This is a genomic window from Lipingzhangella halophila, assembly GCF_014203805.1.
GTDB classification, from domain to species: domain Bacteria; phylum Actinomycetota; class Actinomycetes; order Streptosporangiales; family Streptosporangiaceae; genus Lipingzhangella; species Lipingzhangella halophila.
In genome coordinates this window covers 659,508-682,397 of record NZ_JACHJT010000001.1, presented here as the reverse complement: position 1 = coordinate 682,397, position 22,890 = coordinate 659,508, and the positions used below count along the sequence as shown (strand labels likewise).

The 22,890-nt window shown below is 65.8% G+C and carries 23 protein-coding genes; 7 read left to right on the top strand and 16 right to left on the bottom strand.

Annotation, left to right across the window (positions count from 1 at the left end):
* Positions 1–980: 980 nt before the first annotated feature.
* Entirely contained in the window at positions 981–1,739 is a 759-nt protein-coding gene (locus F4561_RS03175) for a hypothetical protein (RefSeq protein WP_184574604.1), read from the bottom strand.
* 295 nt (positions 1,740–2,034) lie between these two features.
* Here F4561_RS03175 and F4561_RS03170 point away from each other — a divergent pair, with 295 nt between their 5' ends.
* Positions 2,035–2,523 (top strand): GNAT family N-acetyltransferase, encoded by a 489-nt coding sequence (locus tag F4561_RS03170; RefSeq protein ID WP_184574602.1) that lies wholly within the window; start codon positions 2,035–2,037, stop codon positions 2,521–2,523.
* 137 nt (positions 2,524–2,660) lie between these two features.
* On the opposite strand, the gene F4561_RS03165 is transcribed toward F4561_RS03170, so the two are convergent.
* Positions 2,661–3,953 carry a YeeE/YedE family protein gene (locus tag F4561_RS03165; protein WP_184574600.1) on the bottom strand — a complete coding sequence of 431 codons (1,293 nt, stop codon included), beginning with the start codon at positions 3,951–3,953 and terminating at the stop codon, positions 2,661–2,663.
* A gap of 697 nt (positions 3,954–4,650) precedes the next feature.
* Between F4561_RS03165 and F4561_RS03160 the strand changes: the two genes are divergently transcribed.
* Entirely contained in the window at positions 4,651–5,544 is an 894-nt protein-coding gene (locus F4561_RS03160; RefSeq protein ID WP_312885116.1) for an amidohydrolase family protein, read from the top strand.
* Positions 5,545–5,586: 42 nt separating this feature from the next.
* Here the strand turns inward: F4561_RS03160 and F4561_RS03155 are convergent, their stop codons facing one another.
* Positions 5,587–6,423, bottom strand: a complete 837-nt coding sequence (locus F4561_RS03155; protein ID WP_184574595.1) for an SDR family NAD(P)-dependent oxidoreductase — start codon at positions 6,421–6,423, stop codon at positions 5,587–5,589.
* 72 nt (positions 6,424–6,495) lie between these two features.
* Here F4561_RS03155 and F4561_RS03150 point away from each other — a divergent pair, with 72 nt between their 5' ends.
* Positions 6,496–6,945 carry a MarR family winged helix-turn-helix transcriptional regulator gene (locus F4561_RS03150; RefSeq protein ID WP_221445348.1) on the top strand — a complete coding sequence of 150 codons (450 nt, stop codon included), beginning with the start codon at positions 6,496–6,498 and terminating at the stop codon, positions 6,943–6,945.
* Between the two features lie 114 nt (positions 6,946–7,059).
* Entirely contained in the window at positions 7,060–7,557 is a 498-nt protein-coding gene (locus F4561_RS03145; RefSeq protein WP_184574593.1) for an SMI1/KNR4 family protein, read from the top strand.
* 10 nt (positions 7,558–7,567) lie between these two features.
* On the opposite strand, the gene F4561_RS03140 is transcribed toward F4561_RS03145, so the two are convergent.
* From F4561_RS03140 to F4561_RS03115, 5 genes are all read right to left on the bottom strand, one after another.
* Positions 7,568–8,365 (bottom strand): hypothetical protein, encoded by a 798-nt coding sequence (locus tag F4561_RS03140; protein WP_184574591.1) that lies wholly within the window; start codon positions 8,363–8,365, stop codon positions 7,568–7,570.
* A 343-nt stretch (positions 8,366–8,708) separates the two neighbouring features.
* Entirely contained in the window at positions 8,709–8,921 is a 213-nt protein-coding gene (locus F4561_RS03130; protein WP_184574587.1) for a hypothetical protein, read from the bottom strand.
* Between the two features lie 47 nt (positions 8,922–8,968).
* The gene (locus F4561_RS03125; RefSeq protein WP_184574585.1) at positions 8,969–10,024 is read right to left on the bottom strand and encodes a WD40 repeat domain-containing protein; all 1,056 of its coding nucleotides are present in this window, start codon (positions 10,022–10,024) and stop codon (positions 8,969–8,971) included.
* A gap of 600 nt (positions 10,025–10,624) precedes the next feature.
* A complete protein-coding gene (locus F4561_RS03120; RefSeq protein ID WP_184574583.1) occupies positions 10,625–10,993 on the bottom strand; it encodes a nuclear transport factor 2 family protein in 369 nt (122 codons plus the stop codon).
* Positions 10,990–11,877 (bottom strand): NAD(P)-dependent oxidoreductase, encoded by an 888-nt coding sequence (locus tag F4561_RS03115; RefSeq protein ID WP_184574581.1) that lies wholly within the window; start codon positions 11,875–11,877, stop codon positions 10,990–10,992. The genes F4561_RS03120 and F4561_RS03115 overlap by 4 nt, the downstream gene beginning before the upstream one ends.
* A gap of 47 nt (positions 11,878–11,924) precedes the next feature.
* On the opposite strand from F4561_RS03115, the gene F4561_RS03110 reads away from it, so the two are divergent.
* Positions 11,925–12,332 (top strand): MerR family transcriptional regulator, encoded by a 408-nt coding sequence (locus F4561_RS03110; RefSeq protein WP_184574579.1) that lies wholly within the window; start codon positions 11,925–11,927, stop codon positions 12,330–12,332.
* A gap of 37 nt (positions 12,333–12,369) precedes the next feature.
* On the opposite strand, the gene F4561_RS33890 is transcribed toward F4561_RS03110, so the two are convergent.
* The 3 genes from F4561_RS33890 to F4561_RS03095 form a co-directional block, all read right to left on the bottom strand.
* Complete coding sequence (locus F4561_RS33890) at positions 12,370–12,594, bottom strand: zeta toxin family protein (protein ID WP_376773688.1); 225 nt, start codon at positions 12,592–12,594, stop codon at positions 12,370–12,372.
* 459 nt (positions 12,595–13,053) lie between these two features.
* The gene (locus tag F4561_RS03100) at positions 13,054–13,272 is read right to left on the bottom strand and encodes a hypothetical protein (RefSeq protein WP_184574575.1); all 219 of its coding nucleotides are present in this window, start codon (positions 13,270–13,272) and stop codon (positions 13,054–13,056) included.
* A gap of 150 nt (positions 13,273–13,422) precedes the next feature.
* Complete coding sequence (locus tag F4561_RS03095; protein WP_184574573.1) at positions 13,423–13,776, bottom strand: hypothetical protein; 354 nt, start codon at positions 13,774–13,776, stop codon at positions 13,423–13,425.
* 172 nt (positions 13,777–13,948) lie between these two features.
* Between F4561_RS03095 and F4561_RS03090 the strand changes: the two genes are divergently transcribed.
* Both F4561_RS03090 and F4561_RS03085 read left to right on the top strand, forming a co-directional pair.
* On the top strand, positions 13,949–14,803 hold the full coding sequence (locus F4561_RS03090; RefSeq protein WP_184574571.1) for a helix-turn-helix domain-containing protein: 855 nt from the start codon (positions 13,949–13,951) through the stop codon (positions 14,801–14,803).
* Positions 14,804–14,808: 5 nt separating this feature from the next.
* Positions 14,809–15,012, top strand: a complete 204-nt coding sequence (locus tag F4561_RS03085; RefSeq protein WP_184574569.1) for a DUF397 domain-containing protein — start codon at positions 14,809–14,811, stop codon at positions 15,010–15,012.
* Here F4561_RS03085 and F4561_RS03080 read toward each other — a convergent pair.
* The 5 genes from F4561_RS03080 to F4561_RS03060 form a co-directional block, all read right to left on the bottom strand.
* Complete coding sequence (locus F4561_RS03080) at positions 14,992–15,729, bottom strand: hypothetical protein (RefSeq protein ID WP_184574567.1); 738 nt, start codon at positions 15,727–15,729, stop codon at positions 14,992–14,994. The two genes, F4561_RS03085 and F4561_RS03080, sit on opposite strands and share 21 nt — an antisense overlap.
* A 49-nt stretch (positions 15,730–15,778) precedes the next feature.
* Entirely contained in the window at positions 15,779–16,939 is a 1,161-nt protein-coding gene (locus F4561_RS03075) for a C40 family peptidase (RefSeq protein ID WP_184574565.1), read from the bottom strand.
* A 104-nt stretch (positions 16,940–17,043) separates the two neighbouring features.
* The gene (locus F4561_RS03070) at positions 17,044–17,694 is read right to left on the bottom strand and encodes a hypothetical protein (protein WP_184574563.1); all 651 of its coding nucleotides are present in this window, start codon (positions 17,692–17,694) and stop codon (positions 17,044–17,046) included.
* 156 nt (positions 17,695–17,850) lie between these two features.
* On the bottom strand, positions 17,851–20,193 hold the full coding sequence (locus F4561_RS03065) for a type IV secretion system protein (RefSeq protein WP_312885115.1): 2,343 nt from the start codon (positions 20,191–20,193) through the stop codon (positions 17,851–17,853).
* A gap of 119 nt (positions 20,194–20,312) precedes the next feature.
* Positions 20,313–22,862, bottom strand: a complete 2,550-nt coding sequence (locus tag F4561_RS03060; protein WP_184574561.1) for an ATP-binding protein — start codon at positions 22,860–22,862, stop codon at positions 20,313–20,315.
* Positions 22,863–22,890: the final 28 nt, after the last annotated feature.

Genomic DNA, 22,890 nt, shown 5'->3' with positions numbered 1-22,890 from the left:
CCTGGCTGGCCGGGCTGGCCGAACCAACTCTGCTGGCCCGGTCCCGGTGGCCCCGGTTGCCCCTGCGCACCGTATGACTCACCGCTCTGCGCACCAGGCGGCGGCTGCGCGTACCCCGGCGACTCAGCCCCGGTGCCGCCCTGCCCGGGCGGTGGCCACGGCTCCCCCGACAGCGGCGACTGACTTGGCTGACCGGGCTCTCCCGGCTGCCCTGGCCCCGGTGGCCCCTGCGCTCGCTGCGCACCGTACGACTCACCGCTCCGCGCACCAGGCGGCGGCTGCGCGTAGCCGGGTTGACCCGGTGGTGGTTGCCCTCCTGGCGGTCCCTGCGCGCGCGGCTGCTCTTCCGGCCCACCGGGGCGCTGCCCCGGATACCCCGGCGACCAGGGCGGTGGACCGGCCTGACCCGGCTGCGGCCCCGACTCCCCCGACATCCCGGGCTGGCCTGGCTGCCCGGGCTGGCTGGGGGTCTGCCCAGGCGCACCACGCCCAGCCGACCGCCACGACTGGCCCGGCTGGGCAGGTGAGCCCTGCTCTCCTGGTGGTCCCTGCGCGCGCGGCCGGTCTTCCGGCCCACCGGGCCGCTGCCCCGGATACCCCGGCGACCAGGAGGGCGGACCGGCCTGACCCGGCTGCGGCCCCTGGCCGGGCTGCCCGGATACCGCCGACTGGTCGGCCTCGCCCACTTCGCCGGTTTCGGCCGTCTCCCTCAGCTCATCTGGCTCGCCGGCCTCTCCGGCCTCGCTGGCTTCTCCGGGCTCCGGCGGCTCCCCCGCGGGCCGCTGTTCGTCGTACGGTTCGTTGGGCGGCTCTTGATCAGGACGCGGATACATGACTGTGCACCTCCGCCTTTTCACTCCTCTCGGACTCGGCCGCCTGCGCGGGCCGGAAACCCGGGCTCCCGCGCTTGCCCTCGCCCTGTCCGCCGCGTGCGGTGGGTTGCGGACTGCGCGTTCCCTCCGTGACGCGACCTCGCCCGCTTATCCGCGCGACGCTTCGCGCACCGCGCGCCCTCGCAGTTGCCGCTTACCCATCGGCCCTTTTGGGAAACGCGCCGGCGGGGCGCGGGCCCCTGCCACGCCCCGGATCCCGAAATTTCGCCTGCCGCCCTCTCGCGCGGTGTCCCCGCCCCCTATGGCGGAGACCGCGTCGCGGGGCGACGGGACCGCCGCGGGTGGCATAAGCCGCTGGCGCACAGCGGAGTCGAGCATGCGGGCGAAGGCCGCTCTGTCGGTGTCCCGCGCCAGGTCGTCAAGGGTCCGGCGTACGCTGGTCAGCAGGAACGGTGGGCGGCGGGCCAGCTCCGCATCGGAGACTCGCAGCACATGGACCCGCACGCCGGCGGCCGGGGAGTCGGCGCGCGAAGTTGGCGGGAACCAGGCCGGGGCCGGCACCCCCACATGCACGATGTCCGCTCGGCCCTGCGGCGCGCCGTCGAGGCGCCACAGCCACGCAGCGGTCTCGCGGCACGCGAACGCGCCCGACGCCACCGCAAGGATGGCCGCCAGAACTGCCCGCCGCGGGCACCAGGCGGAAGCGCCGAAACCAACCACCTGGAACACGCCGCGGTGCGCAGTGGGCAGCCACGCTCCACCGCGCAACCGCGCGTCGACGGCGGTCCGTCCCAGTCCGGACCGCCGCGCCTGCGCATCGCTGACGAGACCGAACTGGTAGGCGGCGAAGAGCGCGACGGCGTCGTCGCCGGTGCAGGGAAGCCGGGTGGCACGACCGAGAAACATGCGTCCAGCGTGCTCCGCGCACCCGCACCGCATCCAGCCCGACCGGACAGGCTGTGGATACCTGGCCCCCGGTACGGGCGGTACCGCCCACCGGTGCACGCCGGACGCGGGGCCATCCCGCCGATCACCCGGACCCCGCTTCCTCCCCAGGCGCCGGCAGCACCGAACCAGACCTTCGAGGGGAACGCGCCTCCAGCACCACCAGCCGCGAAGCTCCCTCGTCCAGGTGCCGTCCGGGGCAACCGTGGCCAACGTCGCTTTGCGCTCCGGAGGCCCCTGCCTACATGCTCGACCCATGGAGATCAGGGAAGCCACAGCGCAGGACTGGAACGGCATATGGCCGTTCCTGCGGCGCATCGTCGCCGCCGGAGAGACCTACACCTGGGACCGCGGCATCACCGAGGAGCGCGCACGCTCCCTGTGGTTCAAGGGGGAGCCATGGCGGGTGTTCGTCGCCACTGACGACGACGGCACGGTCACCGGGTCGGCCATCACGGGCCCGAACCAGATGGGACCGGGGGCACACGTCGCCACGGCGAGCTTCATGGTCCACCCGGAGCACGGCGGCCGCGGGCTCGGAAAAGCCCTGGGCGAGCACGTCCTTGAGTCCGCACGCTCCGACGGCTACCGCGCGATGCAGTTCAACGCCGTTGTCGAGACCAACACCGGGGCGATCAACCTGTGGCGGTCACTCGGGTTCGCGGTGATCGGCACCGTGCCCGAGGCCTTCCGCCATCCAGCCAAGGGCTACGTCGGACTGCACATCATGCACCGCCACCTCTGAGCGGGCACGCCCCAGCGGCAACACGGCGCCCATCCGGCCGTCCCCCTCCAAGTGCCCAACTGACGACGTCCGGGCGCCGGCCAAGCGGCACCCGGACGGTCGCGGCGCGGGTCCGCGGACCGGCTTCCCGCGAGCGTTCAGCAGGAGCTGTCATCGGGCTTGGGGTTGGCCAGGCCGAACAGCGGCCGGGCCCGCAGACCCGCCCACGTTCCAACCAGCGCGGCGACCGCCCACAGCCAGCCGTGCAGGCTGCCCGAGGCGATGCCCGCCAGGTAGGCGCCGATGTTGCAGCCGCCGGCGAGACGCGCACCGATCCCCATCAGGATTCCGCCGAGGAGCGCCGCCAGCACGACCCGCCAGCGCAGGCCGGTGTGCAGTTTCCACGCTCCGGCGGAGGCGGCGGCGACCGCCGCGCCGAGAATGATGCCGATGTCGGTGAGGCTGGTCTTGTCGGTGAGAACGGGGGAGTTGAGCTGTGCCGCCATGTTGGGCTGCTGCCAGAAGGCCCAGGTCTCCGGGTGCAAGCCGATCAGTTGCAGGAACTTCGCTCCCCACAGGTTGAACGCGGCGGTGATCCCCCACGCGCCCCCGGAGACGAGCATCACCCCGCCGCCCAGGGCCGCGAGCACCACCGCGCCGACCAGCATCGGCCAACTTCCGCGCACGAGCCGGAGAATCCCCGACGTGCTGGGCACCGAGCCGACCGGCGGCGGGGTACGGCGGTTCTGCACCATCCGGGTACCGGCCACCACCGCCGCGAGGACCACCACGGTGACCCCCCATGCGCCCGCCCAGCCGACATGGTCGGCGAGCAGGAATGGCGGCAGTTCGGGCAGGTCGTTCACTGCCGGCCAGATCGCGCTGTAGATGACGGAGCCGACGATGAAACCGCCGAGCGTCACGACGATGGCCGACTGCCCGGAGCCGACCGCGAACAGGGTCCCGGACGCGCACGCGCCGCCGAGCTGCATGCCGAGTCCGAACAGGAACGCGCCCACGAACAGGCCGACGCCGATCGGTCCGGCCGACGGCTGGGGGTCGTTGCCGAACAGACCCGTGCCGGTGCCGATGATGAGCGCGAACAGGGTGGCGGTCGTCCCGAGCAGCAGGGCGTGCGCGCGCAGGCCCGTGCCGTTGCCGACGGAGATGAGCTGACGCCAGGCGGAGGTGAACCCGAAGCGGGAGTGGAACAGTGCGAGACCGAGGCCGGTGCCGAGTAGCAGCAGGAGGGCCGGCCGCGCACCGTGCTCCCACGCCGTGTACCCGGTCAGTGCGGCGATCAGGGCGAGGGCGATCCCCAGAGGGAGCCAGCGGGCCGGCTCCAGCGGAGGCGGGACCGGCGGCGGTACGGAGACGGAGTTGCGGAGGAGCAGCCGCGAACGGGAGTCGGGCGGCGCGGGGTGAGCGGGTGCTGTGACGGATGCCGTCATGTCGGAAGGCTCCATGCCGTTACGGGCGGCCGTGCGACCGAACGAACCGGATCAGAAAGGGGATTGCCCGGGTGGCTGGTCGGTCGGACCGCGATACAGGTCGGACGGGTCTGGCTTCCGCTGTCCCGAGAAGGACAGGGCCAGGGTGGCCAGGGGCGCTGAGGGCGCGGCTCAGGCCGCGCGGCGGCACCGGCGGCGACACAGGCCGTCATCGGTGCTCGTGAGTGACATGGCGATCAGCGCCGTGCACAGAAAAGTCGTCAGACCAGACATATAGCCTCATTCTACGCACTCCACCCCTGGTGGGTTAAAGGTGAGGCCGCTCACCAGGCACGCGCTCGGCCTCGCTGGTCTTGCGGGGTGGTCCCTCCGCGCGCGGAGGGACCACCCCGCAAGACCAGCGCTCAGCCTTTATTCGCCCTTGCCGCCCTTCTTCGGCTTCCCGCCGCCGGGCCTCTTCCCGCTGGCCTTCTTCGCCAGCCCCTTGAACGGCTTTTCCGCGGACTCCCCAGGTCAGACGCGGGGCTCGGCGCCAGGACCAATAATTCCGGAAAAGCTACCGCACACCCGCCTACCCGCGGCGATCCGTCCACCGGTCCGGGCGGCGATGACCCGCCCCGGCCAGTCGGCCCGCCCTGTTATCGCTCTCGGTACACCGCCGGTCACACGTTCCACCGAAAGCCCTAGAGTGGCGGTCGTGACAGCGGATCCGAGAGGTGGGCAGCGCGACGACGGGATCGCCGCCACACGCGAGCTGTGGCGGGAGCTCGGGCTGCCCGGCATCATCGACGTCCACACCCACTTCATGCCCGACAACGTGCTGCGCAAGGTGTGGTCCTACTTCGACGACCTCGGTGAGGGCGTATGGCCGATCAACTACCGGGGCAACGAAGCGGAACGGGTCGAACTGCTCCGTGCCTTCGGGGTGCTGCGCTTCACCGCCCTGACCTACCCGCACCGGCCGGCGATGGCCGAGTGGCTGAACGCCTGGACCGCCGACTTCGCCGCCGGCCACCCCGACTGCCTCCACAGCGCGACCTTCTACCCCGAGAAGGGCGCCGCCAGGTACGTCGCCGGCGCGATCAACTCCGGGGCGCGCGTGTTCAAGGCCCATCTGCAGGTAGGCGGCTACGACCCGCGCGATCCCCTCCTCAGCGATGTCTGGGGCGCGCTGGCCGACTCCGGGACCCCCGTGGTGGTGCACTGCGGCTCGGGCCCGCACGGCGGGGCCTTCACCGGCCCCGATCCGTTCGCCGGGGTGTTGAAGGAACACCCCGACCTCACGGCGATCATCGCGCACTTCGGCTCACCCGAGTACAGCGAGTTCATGGACCTCGCGAAACGCTACGAGCGCGTGCACCTGGACACCACCATGGTGTTCACCCGCTTCACCGAACGGTCGGCCCCGTTCCCCACCGCGGAGCTGCCGCGCCTGAAACATCTTCAGGACCGGATCCTGCTCGGCACCGACTTCCCGAACATCCCCTACCCCTACGTCGAGCAGCTCCGGGCGCTGCGCGACGTCGCCCCGGACGACGACTGGCTGCGCGCGGTGCTGCACGGGAACGCGGAGCGGCTCTTCAACGCCTGAACGTCCAGCGGGGCGGCACCGCCTGGGCATGGCTGCCAGCGCTCAGCCGCTTGTCAGAGCGGTGGTGATCTCAGCGAGGCGGCGCCGGGCCTCGGGGGCGTATGCCTGGTGGTGGGCGGGTTGGTCGGCGAACCGGTCGAAGTAGCGGCCCGTGGTTCCGGCGAGCGCGGGGTCGCAGACGAGCCGCATGGTGGGCGCCACGCCGTCAGCCAGGCGCGTCTCGGGGGTGAATCCGCTCTGCCGCACCATCTGGGTGGGCATCAGGTGCGCCGGGTGCAGCGCGTTGGCCGTGACCCCGCTCCCGCGGAGCTCCTCGGCGAGGTCGAACGTGCCCATGATCAGCGCGAGCTTGCTGCGGCAGTATGCGTGCACCCCCTCATACCGGCGTTGCAACTGCACATCGTCGAGGTCGATCGCCTCCTGGCCCAGTGAGGCGACGTTGACCACCCGCGCGGGGGCGGAGGATCCCAGCAGCTCGCGTAGGCCGCGGGTAAGCGTGGTGGGGGCCAGGTGGTTCACGGCGAGGCGCAGCTCGTGCCCCTGCGGGCTGACTTCGCGGCGCGCGGTGTCCGTTCCACCGCCGACTGCGGCGTTGTTCACCAGAACGTCCAGTCGCGGTTCCGCGGCGCGGACGCGCGCGGCGAGGTCGCGGACCTGGTCCAGATCGGCGAGATCAGCGGTGTAGGTGCGCACAGTGCAGGCGGGGGCCGCACCACGGATCTCCTTCGCGGTGGCGTCCAGCCGGGCGGGGTCCCGGCCGTGCAGCAGCAGGGTGGCGCCTGTCCCGGCGAGCGCAGCGGCGAGGTGGTAGCCGAGCCCTTGTGTGGCCCCGGTGATGAGCACTGCCGTTCCGGATGAGTCAGCCGTCGTGTAATCCATACCCAGATATCTATCAATGGGTTGATAAAGGTGCAACTCTTGATCATTATCCGCGGCTGTAACCTTGAGTGCATGACGCTGCCCGCACAGGACCGGCTCGGCCTGGACATCAAACGCACCGAGCAGGCCCTCATGTCCGCGAAAGCGGCGGCGCTGAAAGACGTGTCGCTGACCGTGGCGCAGTACGCGGCGCTGCTCGCGCTGGCCGACAACCCCGGAATCTCCTCGGCCGCGCTGGCACGCGCCTGCCTGGTGAGCCCGCAGGCGATGACAGCCGTCCTACGCAACCTCGACGAGCGGGGCCTGATCGAACGCACCCCGCACCCCTGGCACCAGAACGCCCTGGAGGTCCGGGTCACGGATACCGGCGCCGAACTGCTGCGGCGGGCGGACGAGCGGGCGGGCCGGATCGAACAGCGGATCCTGGCGGAACTGGCCCCTGAGGAACAGGAGACCCTACGCGGCCTGCTGGCCCGCTGCGTGACCGCGATCCAGGCCGAGCCCGGCTCCGAAACCGGCTAGGGCACCGGTCGGCAGGGAGCCGGCCGGTACTCGGTCCCGGCACACCGGACCCGTCCTCCGACCCTGGGCAGGAACCATGGAGCCGGTGTCGCCGGGGGACACTAGGATCCCGGCATGAACGAGCATGCTTTCCCCCCGGCATTGGCGGACCTGGCGAAGTACGGGAGTAGTTCTCATCCCGAGTTCCAGATGTACGAGGAGTTCGAAGCCCCCGAGGAAACCGCGTGGTGGTTCCGGCTGTGGACCGGAAACGACGAGGTCGACGGACGGGAGTTCCGCTTCTTCTGCATGGAGGGGGCCGGCGGGTACACCGGGCTGTGGCTAACCCGGGAAGGGCGCCCCCTGGAGGCGCAGCCCGTGGTCTACCTCGGATCGGAGGGCGAGATCGCGGTAATGGCCAGCGACGTGGGCTCTTTCCTATGGCTGCTGGCCCAAGGGTGGGGTCCGCACGAGGTCACCGAGGAACGCGAACCGGGGCCCGTCGATCCCGATCTGGTCCGGATCGCCGAGCGGAACGCCCCTGGCGGCCGCCGGGAGCCGGCGGCGATCGTCCGACAGGCCCGCGAGGAGTTCCCGCACTTCACAGAGGTAATCGGCGCGATGTGCCGGTGAATGGTCCGCCCTAGTCCGGAATCATTCTCCCGAAGTCGGAGCCAACGGGATCGACAATATCCCGCACGGCGAGCTTGATCTCGTTCATCTGCTCCACAGGGCCGCCCTCCTCCAGAGGACCATCGGACCCGTCGGCTTTATCGGCTTCGACCTCAACCACGAACGCGGCACTCTGCTGCATCCCTACGAACGAGTACCGGAGTACGCCGGCGCTGGGCTCGGTGAACACCGCATAGGACTTGTCCAACGAACCCGAACCCTCTGGGGACGTAAAAACCTCAAGAACCTCCTCCGACTCCACCCGGGCATCCAACTTCTTTTCCCGGAAAAGCTCTTCCGCCGCCGCCTCTTTCGACTCACCCGCGGAGCCGCCCAGGAAAGCGGTGTACTCAAGAGCGACGGCCCCGAACCTCTCGTCCTGCCTGTGGACGGCCCACTCGCATCTGTCCTCTACCGTGCGGGGCTGCGCACCGGGACTGGCGGTGGCGGAGTCAACCGCGGAGTCTTCCGGGGGCACCCGCTGCGTCCGGGGTCCGGAAAACAGCTCGGCTTCCTCGTCGAGACGACCGCATACCTCAGCGATCCCGTCCACAAGTTCGGGGGCCACCGAAGGCGCGCTCACCTCCCGTTCACCGTTCGGCGGAGACGCGCTCTCCCCTGATCCGGAATCCGGGATACCCAACCGGACAACCCCCACTATCGAACCTATGGTCACGAGGGTAATGAGCGAGCCGAGGCCATATCCCGCGGAGAACGCGCGTCTCCCCGGGATCTCCCGCTTCTTCGGTGTGGAATCTTTGTCGGACATAAGCGAATCCTTGATGGGGGTTGATCGGAACCGGACCGCACGACGCCTTCCGGGAACCGTTCGAGAAGCCCGCTGATGGCCTGGCGGTCGACCTCGTAGCTGTCCTTGCTGCCCAGGTGCAGGCCGTAGCTGCGGGCCGGAGAGGGGGCGTCGGTGGCGGTGTCGGGCGGGGAAGAGGCCGCGCCGGAACCGGACACGGCCTTCCGCGTGAACTCGTCGGCTTCCGGCATACTCGCAACTCCAGGGGGCTACCGCGCACGGCGATCGGACACCCCGGGAAGTCTAGGAGGCCTTTCCGCGACCCCACCACCTTCAGGGGGGCCGGAGCCGGCGCGGGCCGCGCTCAGTGCCGCTCCAGCTCCACCTTCGGCAGCGTCCGGGCCAGCGGCGCCGGCAGCCACACCCGTAGTCCGGCGTCTTGGTGGCGTTCAGGAGGACAGCCGATGTACGACTTGCCGCCGCGGGTGGCGGAGATGACCAGAGGAGGCGAACAGAAAGGGCCTGACTCGACGGGCCGCTCGACGGCTTCATCGCCGAAGCCGGTCTTCGCCCCCATAGAGCCGCGGAGTTCGACCTGTCGACGGCAATGGCAGGGGGACGGGTTCAGGACCACGAGATGTCCTTCCCGGCGAGGCAGGAAAACTCTGGGTCGAGGTCCTGCGGTTCTTCGTCGTCTTCTGGGGCGAGGGACGCCGAGTACGCCTCCCAGTCTTCCCGGTCTTCGTCTTCGTCTTCGTTTTCGTCGAATCCCAGGTACACCGTTGTCCCGTCGGGGTGCACGAGGGTCCAGTCGGCGAGCCGTGACTCGGCGTCGGCCGGGACGCGCTGCTCCAGTTCGAAGGTGCCCTGGTCCGGGTCGATGGTCGCGTGGGCTATCTCCCCATAGCTGTCCAGGATTTCCTGGAAATCGGAAGAGTAGCCAGACGACGTCCCCATAAGGAACTCGGTGGGTGAGAGCTGGTGGATGGCCGAATAGCCGACCGGGGCCCCGAACAGGTTGTTGGTACCGGGGAACTCGATGAGGGGACCCGAGTCCTGGTCGGGATTCACGATCTCTCCGGCGTCGTTCACCCAGTACTCGAACTCCATAACCGCACCGTCGACCTCAACACTTTCCGTCTCAACATTCTCGCTCTCTGTGAGAACGGTTCCGGAATCGTCTACGGTCCACGGCTCGTCGAAGGCCAGCAGCGAGCCGCCATCCTGGGCGCCGTAGACGGATGTGTGGTCCTCGTAGGGGATGTGGCCCAGTGAGTTCTCGTCGCTGGAGGAGACTCCGAACCAGAGCGTCTCGCCATCTGGCGCGAACTTTGGGTGGTGGTAGAACTTCGATGCCCCTTCGTGGCTGCCTTCGTCCGCTCCGAGTGTGTACCTCTCGGTGTAGGCCATGGCTGTTTTGTCGAGTTCCCAGACACGTATCGTGCCTTCTTCCGACCCGCTCGCCACATGTCGCCAGTCCGGGGAGAACGCGTCTTGCCACTCCGGATTGAAAATGGAGGCCAGGGACTCGGGTAGCTGGTCCGGGAAGGCGATCTCAGCCAGAGGCGTGCCGCAGGGTTCTCCCTCGTCCGCGACGACCAGGACCCCCCTCGTCCGCATCGAGCCAGATGGGGCCGCTGAAATCGATCTCAGCGGCCCCATCTGGCTCGCTGTCCTCATCTTGCGAGGGCGAGGACGAACTGCACGCCACGAGTAGCGTTAGTAGGGTTCCAGCGCTGGCCAGACGCACTGTGGTGGCGAGAGGTTCGGACACAGGCACCTCGCTGTCCGCCTGTTATGCAACTCGCGCATGAGAGAAGCGAAGTAAGGCGAGCGTAACGAACGGCGCGGAGGTCGGATACGTACCGTGTTTGGCCAAGTTCGGCCAGAACGAGCGCCGCGGGGACTGGGCGGGCCGGGCGCCCCCGGGGGAAGAGCGAGTCTGGTGCTACACGCTCGGGAGATCCGGAGACGAGATCGCTGCCCCGAGTTTCCGGTCATTCGTCGCCGACCGAATCGCGGTTCCGGCACGTATCTGGAAAACGTTCCGCGAACGGGAAGAGAGACGGAGATCGTGAGGTGTGTGCGGTTAGCTCGCCACCACCATTGGTAGGAGTGCAGCGCGAGAAATCCAAGACAAGATCGGGGAAAAGCGCCAACCTCGCAAGCTGGTTCGTGGGCAGAGCGGTTCCAAAGTCGGGGTAGGTGATGACAGCGCTGGTCACAGCTCCGTAGCGATCCAGGAGGAGTCCGCACGCACAGCAACGGAGCCCTCAGCGGCTAGCCGAAGAAGCCGTAGATCTTGCTGATTCGGCCTTGCTCGATCACCACGACGTCCCCGCCCGTCGCTGCTGGTGGTCCGCCGGGTGGGCCGAAGCTCCAGCCGAAGTGCGCGACATCGTGGTGGCTGCTCACCTCACCGAGGACGAAGACGAAGCCGGGGAACTGTTCCTGCCAGCCTGCGACATAGGTGTCGATCGCTGACCTGCCCTGGGTCGAGGTGTTGGGGTCGACGTAGTACGCGTCCGAGGTGAAGACCCCGGCACCGATCGTCTGTCTCGTTCGCGGGTTCCGCTCGTTCCACACCGAGATGTACGCCGCCAGCAGATCGGTGACGCGATCCCCCGTGTCATCCGTGTTGCCTGTCATGAGGTCCTCGACTCCTGGTTGAACTGCTCGACCAGAGCGGGGTAGCTCTTTCCTGCTTGGCCGGCAGTGATCGCCCGGTCCACCAGCGACTTGAACAGCCTCGGGAGCTCCGCGTTGACGCCCAGCCTTTCGCTCTCCTCAACGAGGTGGGCCATTCCACCCGCGTGGGTGGCGAGCGTCGCGTCGTCGGGCGGGTAGGTGCCACTGTCGACCTGGTCGGCATAACCTTCCAGCCACCCGGCCGTTCCCTGCGCCATCTGCACCGCGAACGGCGTATAGGTGGACGCGTCGATGCCGGCGGTTGCAAGCAGGGCAACGCCCTGGAGCCAGGCGTTCAGGACGCCCCACATCATGCTCAGGCCGGCGACGTCGTACAGGGCAGACAGGCCGTGGTCCGCACCGAGATGGGTGGCGGTTCCGAGCGCGTCGAGGACGGACCGCTGACTGTCGAAGGCGGTCTTGGAGCCGCTCAGCAGGATCACTGCGTCGGCGGTGCCGATGGTCGGCGGGACCGCCATGATCGCACCGTCGAGATAGTGGGCGCCTCGTTGCTCGGTCCATCGGGCCATATCGCGGGCCTGCGCTGAGTCGCCCGACGTTAGGTTGACCAGGAGTCGACCATCGAGCTCATCGGAGACTGGGGCGAACGCTTGTTGTAGTGACGGGTAGTCAGCGACACACGTGATGGTCACCGGGCTGGCGGTGACCGCACTGTTGGCCGAGTCGGCAAGCAGTGCCCCCTGAGCCAGCAGTTCCTCTGCCTTGGCGGCCGTGCGGTTCCACACGGTGACCTGGTGTCCCGCCTTGAGCAGCGCGCCCGCCAGCGCCCTACCCATGAGCCCCAGGCCGATGATTGTCACGTCAGGATTCGTTTGGGAAGCCATAGCGACATGGTGAACGTTGATACCGGTGTGAAGGTCAAGGAGGAACGTTGCACATCGGAGAGTTGAGCCGTCGGACTGAGGTCAACGCCCATCAGTTGCGGTACTACGAAGCACAAGGACTGCTGGAGCCGGACCGCACCACGGCCGGATACCGGGTGTACGACCAGGCGGATGTCGTCAAGGTGAAGCAGATCCGGCACCTCCTCAACGCCGGACTGTCAACCGAGGACATCGCTTACCTGCTGCCATGCGCGACCGGAGAAACCCCCGAACTCGCCGGTTGCCCCGAGCTCCTGGCAGCCATGCGGACCCGGCTGCGCCGCTTGGACGACCAGGTAGACACGCTGACCCGCTCCCGAGAGGCACTAGCCCACTACATCGACGAAGCCGCACGAGTCGGCGGCGAGACCTACGGCCCCTTCGGCGCGACCGCGCCGGAGCCAACCCCCGCCTGAGCAGGCCAACAGACCCGACCATCGAGATCCGACGTCATCAACGTCCCGCCCCGCAACAACCGTCGTACGACGCCGCGTTCCGCACACCAAGGCTCTGATGAACGAAGCCCTGTGTAGTAGTTTTCCCTGACGCCTGCTGTCCTCCGATCAGCACAGCGTGCGGCCGCTCTGCGGGCTCTCGTTCGGGTCGACCTGGCGGAGTGAGGCGCCGGAGTCGCCTTCGAGTTACTGTCTGCTTTTCTCGTTCGCTCAACCTCTCCATCATTCGGGTTCACCCGGGAGCTGGCGGAGCAACGAAGAGTAGTCACGAATTTCTTCTGACGTTCCTCGGAACTCGTTCCGTAGATATCACGGAGAACGCCGTGGCATTGGCCCCACTTCTCTTCGTAGAGCGCTATCTTCTCGGGCTCTGCCTCTTTACAGAGGGAGGTAGCGAGCCGCGGCGCACTTGACATAGTCCTCAGTCGCTTCGCGTTCCTCGCGCTGTTCATGGGTTTCCGGAACGAACGCTTTTCCGGCCAGAGCCTCCGTAATATGCTTGCGCGGCTCGTTCTCTTCAGACACACCACCCTCCGATCACTCCGCTAAGCACCCGACACCGCTGATACATAACGGGACGCCGATACCGCCTGTCAACCCGCGCTTGAGTGCTGGTCTTGAGCATTTCGAGCCTCAACCGCTCGCGAAGTCCCGAAATGCTCAGGACCAGCGCGAATCTGGATCAGTCGATGCCGGGTGCCTGGCCGATAAGCATTGCGACGCTGATGGCGGCGACGTAGGGGATGCTTTCCCACGCGGCGAAGAACGCCCAAGTCTGGCCGGCGGTCTCGGCGAGTGTCCGGCGCTTGCGGAGTTCGTAGCGGGTGAGCGGCCGACCCCCGACCTCTCGCACGAAGGCGCAGGGGGTGGGCGGACCGCCGGGAAGGTGGGTGGCCGACATTGGGACTCCTGGGTCGGTGCGCGGGGTACCGGGGGTGGTTGGCTCCCGCCCTGGTAGGCAGCGGGGCGGATTCGGGCATTTGCAAGGGCTTTCACTGGGGTGGCGGCCGCGAAGCCAGGACGCGGCCGCTTATTCGTGCCCTGGCTTCGTTCACTCGGTGCTGTCGAGGATGAGAATGTTGCGGCCCCTGCGCGCCACTTCCTCGACGCGCTCGACGGGAAGCAGACACGTCACCTCGGGCTCCGCCGCCTCACGCTCAAACCGCTCCCCCGGCCACAGCAGCCACCACCACGGGTGCGCCGTCACCGCGTCGGGACGCAGGATCACCCGCTGGTGCGCCGCGGAAGCGACACCAGGACCACCAGGGGAATAGGCGTCGACAACGGACACCGAGAAGTCGACGGACGCCTCCAAGCCCCGAGCCTCCAACTCCTTCGCGAGAAGGGTGAGGGGGTGAAGAGGAGAGCTGAGGACGGGATGGGGGTTGGACCGGTTGTCTGGCATGAGGGTTCACCACCTGGACTACCTGGTCGACCACTCCTGTGTGCTCGACCACTTACACTAAGTATATATAGCGTCCGCTAAGTTTCAATTGAATCATCAAGACGTCCGCTAATTTGTGGATCGACGGAAGGCTCTAGGATCACTAGGGCATCAACCGCCCCAGGAGGAGTTCATGGCGAAGAGTCACGGTTACACCGCACGGCACCGCCGCCTCTCAGCCGAACTCAAGCGCATGCGCGAGGAAGCAGGCCTCTCCTCTACCTACGTCGCTGAGCGGATGGGGTGGAACCAAACGAAGGTGAACCGCCTAGAACGCGGCGAGTGGAAGCGACTGAAGGAAGACGACCTGCGCAGCCTCGCGGCGCTCTACCAAGTGACTGCCCCCGAGAGGCAGGATGCGCTGGTCGCAATGGCCAAGCAGGCCAGCACGAAGGGGTGGTGGGCCCACTACACTGACGTCCTCGGCACGGGTGCCTACGTAGCGCTCGAAACAACCGCGACTGGGCTCCGGTTCTACAGCGGCATGCTTGTACCTGGACTGCTTCAGACTCCGAACTACGCGAAGGCTGTCATCCGTGGGTTCGGCGTCACCAACGAGGCCGAGGTCCAACGCCGGCTGGAAGCACGACTACGACGCCAAGATCTCCTCGAACGCGAGAGCCCCACCGTCGAAGCGGTGATCGATGAAGCTGCGCTGCGAAAGAACGTTGGCGGACCACTGACGATGTCCGAGCAGATAATCCACTTGTGCCTGCTCAATCAGCAGGGCAAAGCGACCATCCGCGTACTTCCCGACTCGGTGGGCGCCCACAGAGGACTCGGCGGCCACTTCGTCATCCTCGACTTCGCCAACGAGCAGGACGATCCCGTGGTCTTCATCGACGACGGACACAAAGGCTTCTTCCGGGAAGAGCCAGAGGAAATCGAGAGCTATAGGATGACCTATGACAGTGTCTACGAATCAGCGCTCAGCAGCACAGAGTCGGACACGTACATGAGGAAGCTCATCGATGAACTCATGGAGTAAGGCACATGCTTGACCCCCGCCCCCTCAGATGGAAGAAGAGCAGCTACAGCACTGGGACTGGGCAGGAGTGCGTCGAGGTAACCCACTTCGACAGCTTCAAAAATATCGCAATTCGCGATTCAGAAAAATCAGATTCCAATCAAATAATAATCCCCAATAAAGAATGGGTGAGATTCATTAGATCTCAATTAATTAATCCAATTATTTAAACGCCAATCCAAATCTTTGTCCATGGAATAAACGACGGAATCGAAAGGCTCTGGGTCAATGCTATTTATATCGCCACCCAGATTCCCGCCAGACATGCTGATCTTGTAAAAGCTGCTATTTGTTTTTACTGCAAGTGAATATAGAATTTCTTGGGGGTCTTCACCTGAAGACCCATTCAGATAATAGGCTTCGTCGCCAACCTCCCCCGTCTCTGTTTGCAAACCAACCTCAGAGAAATCACTTTCTAAACCGTTCTGCACTTCCTTAAATCTCTCATCGGCGATATCTTCCTTCGGCTTTCCAGAAGAGTCAGCGATTGCCGTATAGGATAAGGTAAGGTCCCACTCGACGCGCTCAGACTCAGACTCGCTTCGATCCTCGATTTTCCATTGACATTCATCTTCTACCGTCCTGACGTCGGCAGATGGGTCACTTTCTGCGCTATCGTCCGGCTCTCCTGTATCCACGCGCTCAATTAAATGATCGCCCTCCAAGGACGATTCAGCTTGTTCGCAAAGATCTAACTGGCCAGGAGGTAACGACTCTCTAGGTTCAGCTCCAGCTTGCTGCCCTCCTCCAGATACAAGCGATGAGAAGAAAAATCTAAAGATGCCAACAGCAGCACCGAAAACTAGCAGCGCCGCAATCGTCCCCGAAAGAAATACAACAAAAAATGCTCGCCATCCATGCAGACCTTCTTTCTCTCGCTTAGCCATGGTGAATCCTTATCTGGGAGCGGCACTCAAGGCGCGATGATAGCTGTCCTTAGCTCTCCAGTTGCGCCTTAACATCAGGGTGCTCCAGGGGGCGGGTGAACCCCAAGATGTCAGCTCGGCTTGGATCGTCGTACTCTCGGGTAGCAATTGGGCCGCAGTCGGTGCACCATGCTTCCACCATCAGGCCGTCACCGATCACCATGCCGACATGTCCAGGTCCCCCCGGTTCACCTGCACGCTGGACGTCGAAAAAGACCAGGTCACCTGGTTGTTCCTCACCCTGGGAAACTTCCGGGCCGAATCCCCACTGGTCCTGCGAGACCCGCGGAATCGTGACACCGATACTCTCGTAGGCCCGCATCGTCAGCCCTGAGCAGTCGAACGCATTCGGCCCCGTTCCGCCCCAGAGATACGGTTTTCCTCGCTGATCCATCGCCCAGTCAACCACTTGCTGCGTCAGTTCGTCGGGAGCCTGCGCGATCGGGTCGCCGTCCTCGTTGACCTCACAATTGACCGCGGTCTCGACATCGGAACTCGTTTCGAAGTCGCCATCGGCGTACCGGTCGGCCCAGTCAGTGACATCGTCCACGTACCACCAGGCGTGGTTGTAACCGAAGATCGCCTGACGCATGTCCTCTTCGGCGCCATGCTCGATCAGGTAGTCCGCGGCAGCCGGAATGGCGTCGGCGGGATCATAGACACTGACGACACCGTCATCGTTGCCGTCCTGGCCGTACCCCTCTTCCGGACGCTCGTCGGCATCCATTACCGGCTCGCCGCCCCAACTGTTGCCCGCCGCTGAACCATCGAGCGCACCGAACTGCATCGGTCCCGCGGCGCCCCAGTCATTGTGTCCTTCTGTGATGCCGGGGCCGTCCCACCGACCGTGCTTACTCTCCACCTGGCCGACGCCGGCGAGGATGTTCCACGGGATCCCCTTGTCCTCTCCTGTCTCCCGGTAGATCTCCAGGTAGTTCTCGGGGATCGAATCCTCGGCGTAACTACTGCTTTCGGCCTGCTCCGCGGTCTCGTCAGTAGTGCATTGCAGCCCACCCGCGATGTTGAGCACGCCAGGGTTCATGATGGCGGTCGGGATCACGATGATGGCGAGTACGACGATGCCCGCCAGAAACACGCCAACAGCGATCGCGAGCCGAGTGGCGCACGATCCCTGATCGGATGGAGTGGGGGTAACGAAGCGGGAGAGCATTCAGCCACCTGCCGCGTTGGGGGGTGTGGTGTTACGCGGGTGGACGTACTCCGATTTCAGCACACCCGACTTCCGTTCTCGCACTTGACGACGCGGGGAGAGCATCAGCCTTCACCGAGGTTGCCCACATCGGCCGGCTGGAAGTCATACACTCCCCACTCTCCGCCTGACTTCACCACAGTGATGGCGAAATCCCCGAGATCTTCCGTATCTCCGTTGTCGCCTTCGGGGACCGACTGGCTCTTGACGACGAAGATGATCGACTCGTCATCGAAACTCCGGACCGACTCCACATTTGCGCGTCCCTCAGTAACGATCTCCTCTTCGGCCCGCTCCTGCCACAGCGCACCAGCACCCGAACTCTCCTCGACGGACTCCGCGAAGTCGTCGGTCGCGAGTTCCTCCATCGGCTTGTAGTACTCCTCGGGGGACTTCGTGTAGTCGATGGTGCCGTACGCCTCGGCGTAACCTTGAGCCGTTGCCGCGGCCGCCTTGAACTCGTCCTCGCTGAACGGAAACCATTCCAGGACTTCCATATCCTTGGTATCCGTCGTTTCGATGGGGCTGGGAGCAGCCGTGGCCGGATCGCCACTGTCCTGCCCGTTTCTGGGGGACCCCTCGTCGGCTTGCTGTCCCTCGCCCCCGCTACCGCCTCCGAACCCGCCCAAGCTCAGGTATATGCCGAAGGCGACGAGCACGACGACGAGACCGCCGAAGACAAGCCGCTGTGCACCTTCCGGGAGAGTCTTGGGCATTTCGGGGGTTTCCTAGCTGGTGTCGTGAACTGGCAGGGGTTGGTTAGGGGACAGTGACGGACATGTGCCTTGTCGGAAGGTGTGAGCTGGCCGAACAGGTCAGAGCTGTACCCGGCCGCCGCACGGTCGGGCCGGATAAACGCCACCAGGTACGCATCAGTCTTCGTCCCTCAGCCAGAACGGGACATCGCGGCGATGCTTGTCACTGCGCTGCGACGAGGAACCGGTCCAGAACGGACTCGTGGGTGCGTCCTTGTTGGACCTGTTGGACGAGCCGGTGATCCAGTTTCCACCTTCGCCTCGGTTCGACGACGCGGCCGGGCGCGGAGCTCTGGGGGGCGGCGGAGGCTTCTGCTGTTTGGGCCGGGGGCCGCCCCAGCGGGACCCGCCACCGGGATTGCCACGCGGAGGTGTCTCCGTACGGCCTCGGAAGATCCCTCGGCCGTTGCTCACATCCGCCTGATCGCGAGTCGCGCCGGCAGCGCCCCCGCCGTCACCGCTACTGGATGGTGGCCGCTGCCCGGAGCCGGAACCGGTCCCAAAGACCGATGCCCAACCAGTATCTCCAGTCCCGGTGTATCCGCCCGCCGGACGTGGAGGAATCGGACCACGGCTGCCACCTCCGCTCGACGACGCTGAGGGGCCACCCATCCCGCCCGACGCCGCTTCGCTGAGCCGGGGAGCCTCGGACGAACTGCGTTGCGTAGAGACATCCGGCTTCTGACGCGGGGAATCGCTCTTCCCGCCGCTTTGCGCAACGTTCAACGGCGGGGGGCCTGACTGCCCGCGCACGCGGCCGTAACCAGCGGCCCCCCGCGCACGTGTGTTGTTGTCACCCCGCGTCGCGGGACTGTTGTTATCAGCGCCCTCACTCGCGCTCGTGGCCGGCGTCGTGCCACGCGCTGCGTCACCTGGATCACCTGCGCCGGCTCCTCCACCGGCCGGAACTGCTGACGCTGCCGCGGCGAGCTGTGGTGAGTTCTTAAGCCCCCACTTCTGTGCTCGCATGTACGCGACCGGAGGGAGCACGTTCGCGCTTCGGCTTAGCGCTTGACTCGTCACAGCATCGTTGACCATACGCGAGGTGAAGGTGTTCGCATTGACCGAAGCGAAGAGGTGAGCGAATGGTTTTCGGTATACAAAAAGCGCAAGAGTGAAGAGAGCAAGAAGAATCATCTGCAATCCCCACCCAAGGTTAGTCGCCATGACCAACCCGTAGCACATAACAAGTATAGAAATTAACAAAACGATAAATATCTGCTTCAAGAGCAATCCGAGCATCATCTCGATCCATCTCAGCAGGACCGTTCGACCGTAGCCCGGATGAACTCCAATAAGAAGAAACAATGGAGCCAACAACAGCAAGAGCAAGAACCCAATTTTAAGAACTATCAGCGCAACCGAACCCGCGAGAATCAATCCGCCGGCAAAAATCGAAGCAAAAAGCGCTAGCGTTGCAACACCAAGCCTCGCCCCTTGCTGATTGCCTTCAAATATTGGGTAGACTTCCGGATAATCCGCTTGAACGCTAGCAGCCACATCCTGGTATTCGCTTTGCTTTTGTTCTATGAGCTCTTCAGCACCTACATCACCGCTTTGAATTTCCTCTTGCTCAGTCTGGCTTATCCCTTGAGCATTGATAAGCGCTACACCATACTCCTCTGCGGCAGCATCAGCTGCAGGACCGCTGCCGAACTCACCCGCCAGCCAGGGCTGGCAGACTAAACCAGACCAAAGCATGTGTGAGTTTTGCCGTACGGCAAAATCGCTACCATCCTCCCAGGATGCACGCTCGACAGCCGGCGCTTCAGGCGGACACTCGTTCGATGGCCCATCGATAGAAACTCTTGAGATTGCCGAATTGACCATCTGGCCACCCGAGTTAACAACATTGCTCGCCAAGGAGAGAATCTGACCGGGGTTCACCAGCACCCAAATCCCCAATGCTGTGGCCAGCACCATCCAGATCGCGCTCTCTACAGTGAGCGTCACTCGCTTCCGAATCAGGCCATACCAGCCAAGCCAAACAGCACCAAGAATGATAACCGTCGGAAGAAGCGGACGCCAGATACCTTCGCGCAACTCTGAAACGAGGTCTTCGACCAGGGAATTAAAATTATTCAAGAGCCCGTCTGAAGTCGCTGCCCCATAGACAGTCAAAGTTGATTGGTTGATTGTCTTCGACAGATCCCACGCACTGTTGCTCAGTGTGGCTACCGCACTCGAACTCAACTTGTCCACACACGATTCACGGATCGTGTGCCATTGCTGTCCAGCAGTACCATATTCGCCGTAGAGGCTTGAGTCAGGAGGAAGTCCGTCTGTTCCTTCAGCAAGCGACGGCCGTGAATCTGGCGGCTTGAGCAACCCATCGGCGCCACTTCCCGCAGCCTCCGGCTGCGGGGCCGGGTCGCCTTCGCACATTTGTTGCGCCTGGGCACTCGTGCTCCCCAGCGGGACCAGCAGGAAGCCCAGCATCAGCAGACCCATCAGCGCCATTCGGCGCAGGCTTCTGGGCCTTGCGGTGTCCCCCGGTCGGGCGCCTCTCTGCTCCTCGGGCCCTCCCGGCCTTCCCTGTGCGCCTCGGTTTCTCAGGGTGCCGACCCGTCGACCCATTGTCACCGCTCCCGCTCGGTGTCCCCGGTGCCCACCAGGGTTACGTTTCCGCCGTTTCCGCCGTTCCCGCTGTTGCTGCCGTTCCCGCTCGCGCGCTCAGCTCTGCCGCCGCCGGGTGCGTCTGGTCGTTGCCTCGTTGGGTTGGTGTCGAGCCACGCCTGCAGCTCCTCCGACACCAGGTCGACGGCGATGCGCCCGGCGCGCCCGTCCAGGTCGCGGTAGATGCACTCGCCATTACCGAGGTTGCGGAGCATGGCCATGTGGTCTTCGGATGGCTCCACGCCCAGCAGGGCCATGACGGCCTCCACCTCCACACGTTCGCTGGAGCGGAAGCTGAACGCGCTCGACAGGCAGTTGGTGACCTGCTCGTTGAGCAGGTCACCCGCGTTCTGGCTGACCAGGATGAGCGCGGTGTTGCGGGAGCGCCCCATCCGCGACACCTCGGGCACCAGCTTGGCGCCCTCGGGGGTGGAGGTGACCGCCCATGCCTCGTCCAGGAAGATCGCTTTGGGAAGTCGCCGGTCAATGCCGTTCATCAGCCGGCGGGCGAACTGGCTCACCAGGTACAGCAGCGCAACGCTCAACCGCTGCTCATACGAGTAGTCGTCGCGCTGGATGGCGGAGTCGGGCAGGGTCAGCCCGCCGAGGGTGAACACGGTGGTCCACCCCTCGGTGTCGATCTGGGTCTCGCCCTGCGGGTCGAAGCACAGGCTGGCCAGCCGCATCTCGGACATGGAGCGCAGCACCGCGCCCAGGTTGCGGGACGCGGGGTCGTCGGACTCCTCCAGGTGCTGCACGACCTTCGCCAGGCTCGGCCGGGGCTGGTTTGCCACGGCCGCCACCGCCTGGATCATCGCGGATTCGCGTTCCTCGCTCATCCGGGGCAGCAGCAGCCGCAGTGTCTCCGTGGCCATGGTCTTCTTCATTGGCAGGTCGTCGCCGAACCCGAACGGGTCGAGCAGCCCTGGCTCGGCCGAGCTCAGCGACATGATGCGGGCCTTGCGCCCCCGGCTCTGCAGCAGCCGCACCAGCGACTCCGCGTCGCCCTTGGGGTCGATGGCCGCAACGGTGACCCCGCGCAGCGCCAACTGGTGGATCAGCAGCAGGGCCAGCGTGGTCTTGCCGCCGCCCGGCTCGCCGGTGATCGCGATGGCGGTGGGCCGGTTGCGGGCCGCGGCCACCATCGGGTCGAAGTGCACGATGTTGCGGGCCCGCCCCAGCGTCTCGCCGATGTAGGGGCCGGTCCAGCCACCGCCCCCGGAGGTGGGGTCGCGGCGGTCGCCCACGTCGACCGTGGCGGTGGGCATCGCACCGGCGATGGTGCGCAGCGGCTGGCGCTGCGTGTAGGCGTTCACCCGGATGCGATCGCCCGGCAACGATTCGTTGAACAGCGCGAACTGGTCGCCGGTGGAGTTCACCACGTCGATCCCGATATCGCGGTAGTGCTCGATCACCGCCTCCACCCGCTGCCCCAGCAACTGCTCGGCGGGCGCCGACACCATCAGGCGGTGCCAGCCGTACACGAACGGCAGGCGCTCCTTGGTGATGCCGTGCTCCAGCATCCGCGCCGCGTCGATCTGCTCGACGAGCGCGATGGGCGCCTCACTCCCCGCCTCGCGGATGTGGGCGTCCATGTCGCGCGCGTGGGCGAGCTTATGGCTAACGTCCTTGCTGGCCTTAGACGGCGGGACGAGCTTCATCCGCAGCGACGCCTCCACCGGGAACGGCAGCCCGTCCGCGTAGTGCAGCCACGGCTCCCCGTCGGGGAACGGCATCAGGTCCGGGAACCGGGAGAACGAGAGGTAGGCGACGAAGGTCGAGCCGGCGGGCTGCTCCAGGCGCAGCATCGAACGCCCGTTGTGGATGACGCCCTCGGTCAACTGCTCGATCTCGCCCCGCCCCCAGGTGCGCCGCCCGACGGCCGAAGCCTGCGGGTCCTCAAGCGTCCCCGAGACAGCGTGCCGGATCAGCCAGGCGATCTCGTCGGAGTACGCGTGCCGCGCATGCAGCGAGCTGGCGGCCAGTGCCCGGCCCAGCCGCTCGGCCTGCTCGGTCCAGCGGGCGATCTCCTTGTCGTCGATGGCCTCGTCCTGGAGGCCCAGCACCTGCTCCGTGCGCTGGTACACCCCGAACATCTGGGAGAACAGCCCGAGCTGGGTACCGACCCCGCCCCGCTGGCCGAGCCGGACACCCAGGTAGACCTCCTTGGTCCAGAAGTCCTTGGCCCAGACGTGCCGGTACATCTCGTCCAGGTAGTCGAACCAGCCGGGCCCGGAGTCGGAGGTGTCGTCCAGAGCGGTGGCCCAGTCGGCCGCCGGGTAAGTGCGGTGCGCGATGCGCAGGTGCACCTCGGCGTCGTTCATCCGGATCGCGGCCAGCGCGATGGTGATGTTGGTGGCCAGCGCCTCGCGTTCCTCAGGGGTGGTGAACTCGTAGGACACCGTCGGCAGCCGGAAGTACGCCCAGGCTTCGGACTCGTTGAGCAGGATGCGGTCGTCGAAGTACCGGACCGCGAGGCGGCTCGCGCCTCGGGTGCCGTTCAGGCCGATCATCGGTGCCCTCCATGGTCAGGGGTGGTGC

What these genes read in the sequence shown, in the direction of transcription:
- F4561_RS03175 (WP_184574604.1), bottom strand. Translation starts at nt 1,739, where the DNA reads ATGTTTCTCGGTCGTGCCACCCGGCTTCCCTGCACCGGCGACGACGCC.
- F4561_RS03170 (WP_184574602.1), top strand. Translation starts at nt 2,035, where the DNA reads ATGGAGATCAGGGAAGCCACAGCGCAGGACTGGAACGGCATATGGCCG.
- F4561_RS03165 (WP_184574600.1), bottom strand. Translation starts at nt 3,953, where the DNA reads ATGACGGCATCCGTCACAGCACCCGCTCACCCCGCGCCGCCCGACTCC.
- F4561_RS03155 (WP_184574595.1), bottom strand. Translation starts at nt 6,423, where the DNA reads ATGGATTACACGACGGCTGACTCATCCGGAACGGCAGTGCTCATCACC.
- F4561_RS03150 (WP_221445348.1), top strand. Translation starts at nt 6,496, where the DNA reads ATGACGCTGCCCGCACAGGACCGGCTCGGCCTGGACATCAAACGCACC.
- F4561_RS03145 (WP_184574593.1), top strand. Translation starts at nt 7,060, where the DNA reads ATGAACGAGCATGCTTTCCCCCCGGCATTGGCGGACCTGGCGAAGTAC.
- F4561_RS03140 (WP_184574591.1), bottom strand. Translation starts at nt 8,365, where the DNA reads ATGTCCGACAAAGATTCCACACCGAAGAAGCGGGAGATCCCGGGGAGA.
- F4561_RS03130 (WP_184574587.1), bottom strand. Translation starts at nt 8,921, where the DNA reads ATGGGGGCGAAGACCGGCTTCGGCGATGAAGCCGTCGAGCGGCCCGTC.
- F4561_RS03125 (WP_184574585.1), bottom strand. Translation starts at nt 10,024, where the DNA reads ATGAGGACAGCGAGCCAGATGGGGCCGCTGAGATCGATTTCAGCGGCC.
- F4561_RS03120 (WP_184574583.1), bottom strand. Translation starts at nt 10,993, where the DNA reads ATGACAGGCAACACGGATGACACGGGGGATCGCGTCACCGATCTGCTG.
- F4561_RS03115 (WP_184574581.1), bottom strand. Translation starts at nt 11,877, where the DNA reads ATGGCTTCCCAAACGAATCCTGACGTGACAATCATCGGCCTGGGGCTC.
- F4561_RS33890 (WP_376773688.1), bottom strand. Translation starts at nt 12,594, where the DNA reads ATGGAGAGGTTGAGCGAACGAGAAAAGCAGACAGTAACTCGAAGGCGA.
- F4561_RS03100 (WP_184574575.1), bottom strand. Translation starts at nt 13,272, where the DNA reads ATGTCGGCCACCCACCTTCCCGGCGGTCCGCCCACCCCCTGCGCCTTC.
- F4561_RS03095 (WP_184574573.1), bottom strand. Translation starts at nt 13,776, where the DNA reads ATGCCAGACAACCGGTCCAACCCCCATCCCGTCCTCAGCTCTCCTCTT.
- F4561_RS03090 (WP_184574571.1), top strand. Translation starts at nt 13,949, where the DNA reads ATGGCGAAGAGTCACGGTTACACCGCACGGCACCGCCGCCTCTCAGCC.
- F4561_RS03085 (WP_184574569.1), top strand. Translation starts at nt 14,809, where the DNA reads ATGCTTGACCCCCGCCCCCTCAGATGGAAGAAGAGCAGCTACAGCACT.
- F4561_RS03080 (WP_184574567.1), bottom strand. Translation starts at nt 15,729, where the DNA reads ATGGCTAAGCGAGAGAAAGAAGGTCTGCATGGATGGCGAGCATTTTTT.
- F4561_RS03075 (WP_184574565.1), bottom strand. Translation starts at nt 16,939, where the DNA reads ATGCTCTCCCGCTTCGTTACCCCCACTCCATCCGATCAGGGATCGTGC.
- F4561_RS03070 (WP_184574563.1), bottom strand. Translation starts at nt 17,694, where the DNA reads ATGCCCAAGACTCTCCCGGAAGGTGCACAGCGGCTTGTCTTCGGCGGT.
- F4561_RS03065 (WP_312885115.1), bottom strand. Translation starts at nt 20,193, where the DNA reads ATGGCGCTGATGGGTCTGCTGATGCTGGGCTTCCTGCTGGTCCCGCTG.
- F4561_RS03060 (WP_184574561.1), bottom strand. Translation starts at nt 22,862, where the DNA reads ATGATCGGCCTGAACGGCACCCGAGGCGCGAGCCGCCTCGCGGTCCGG.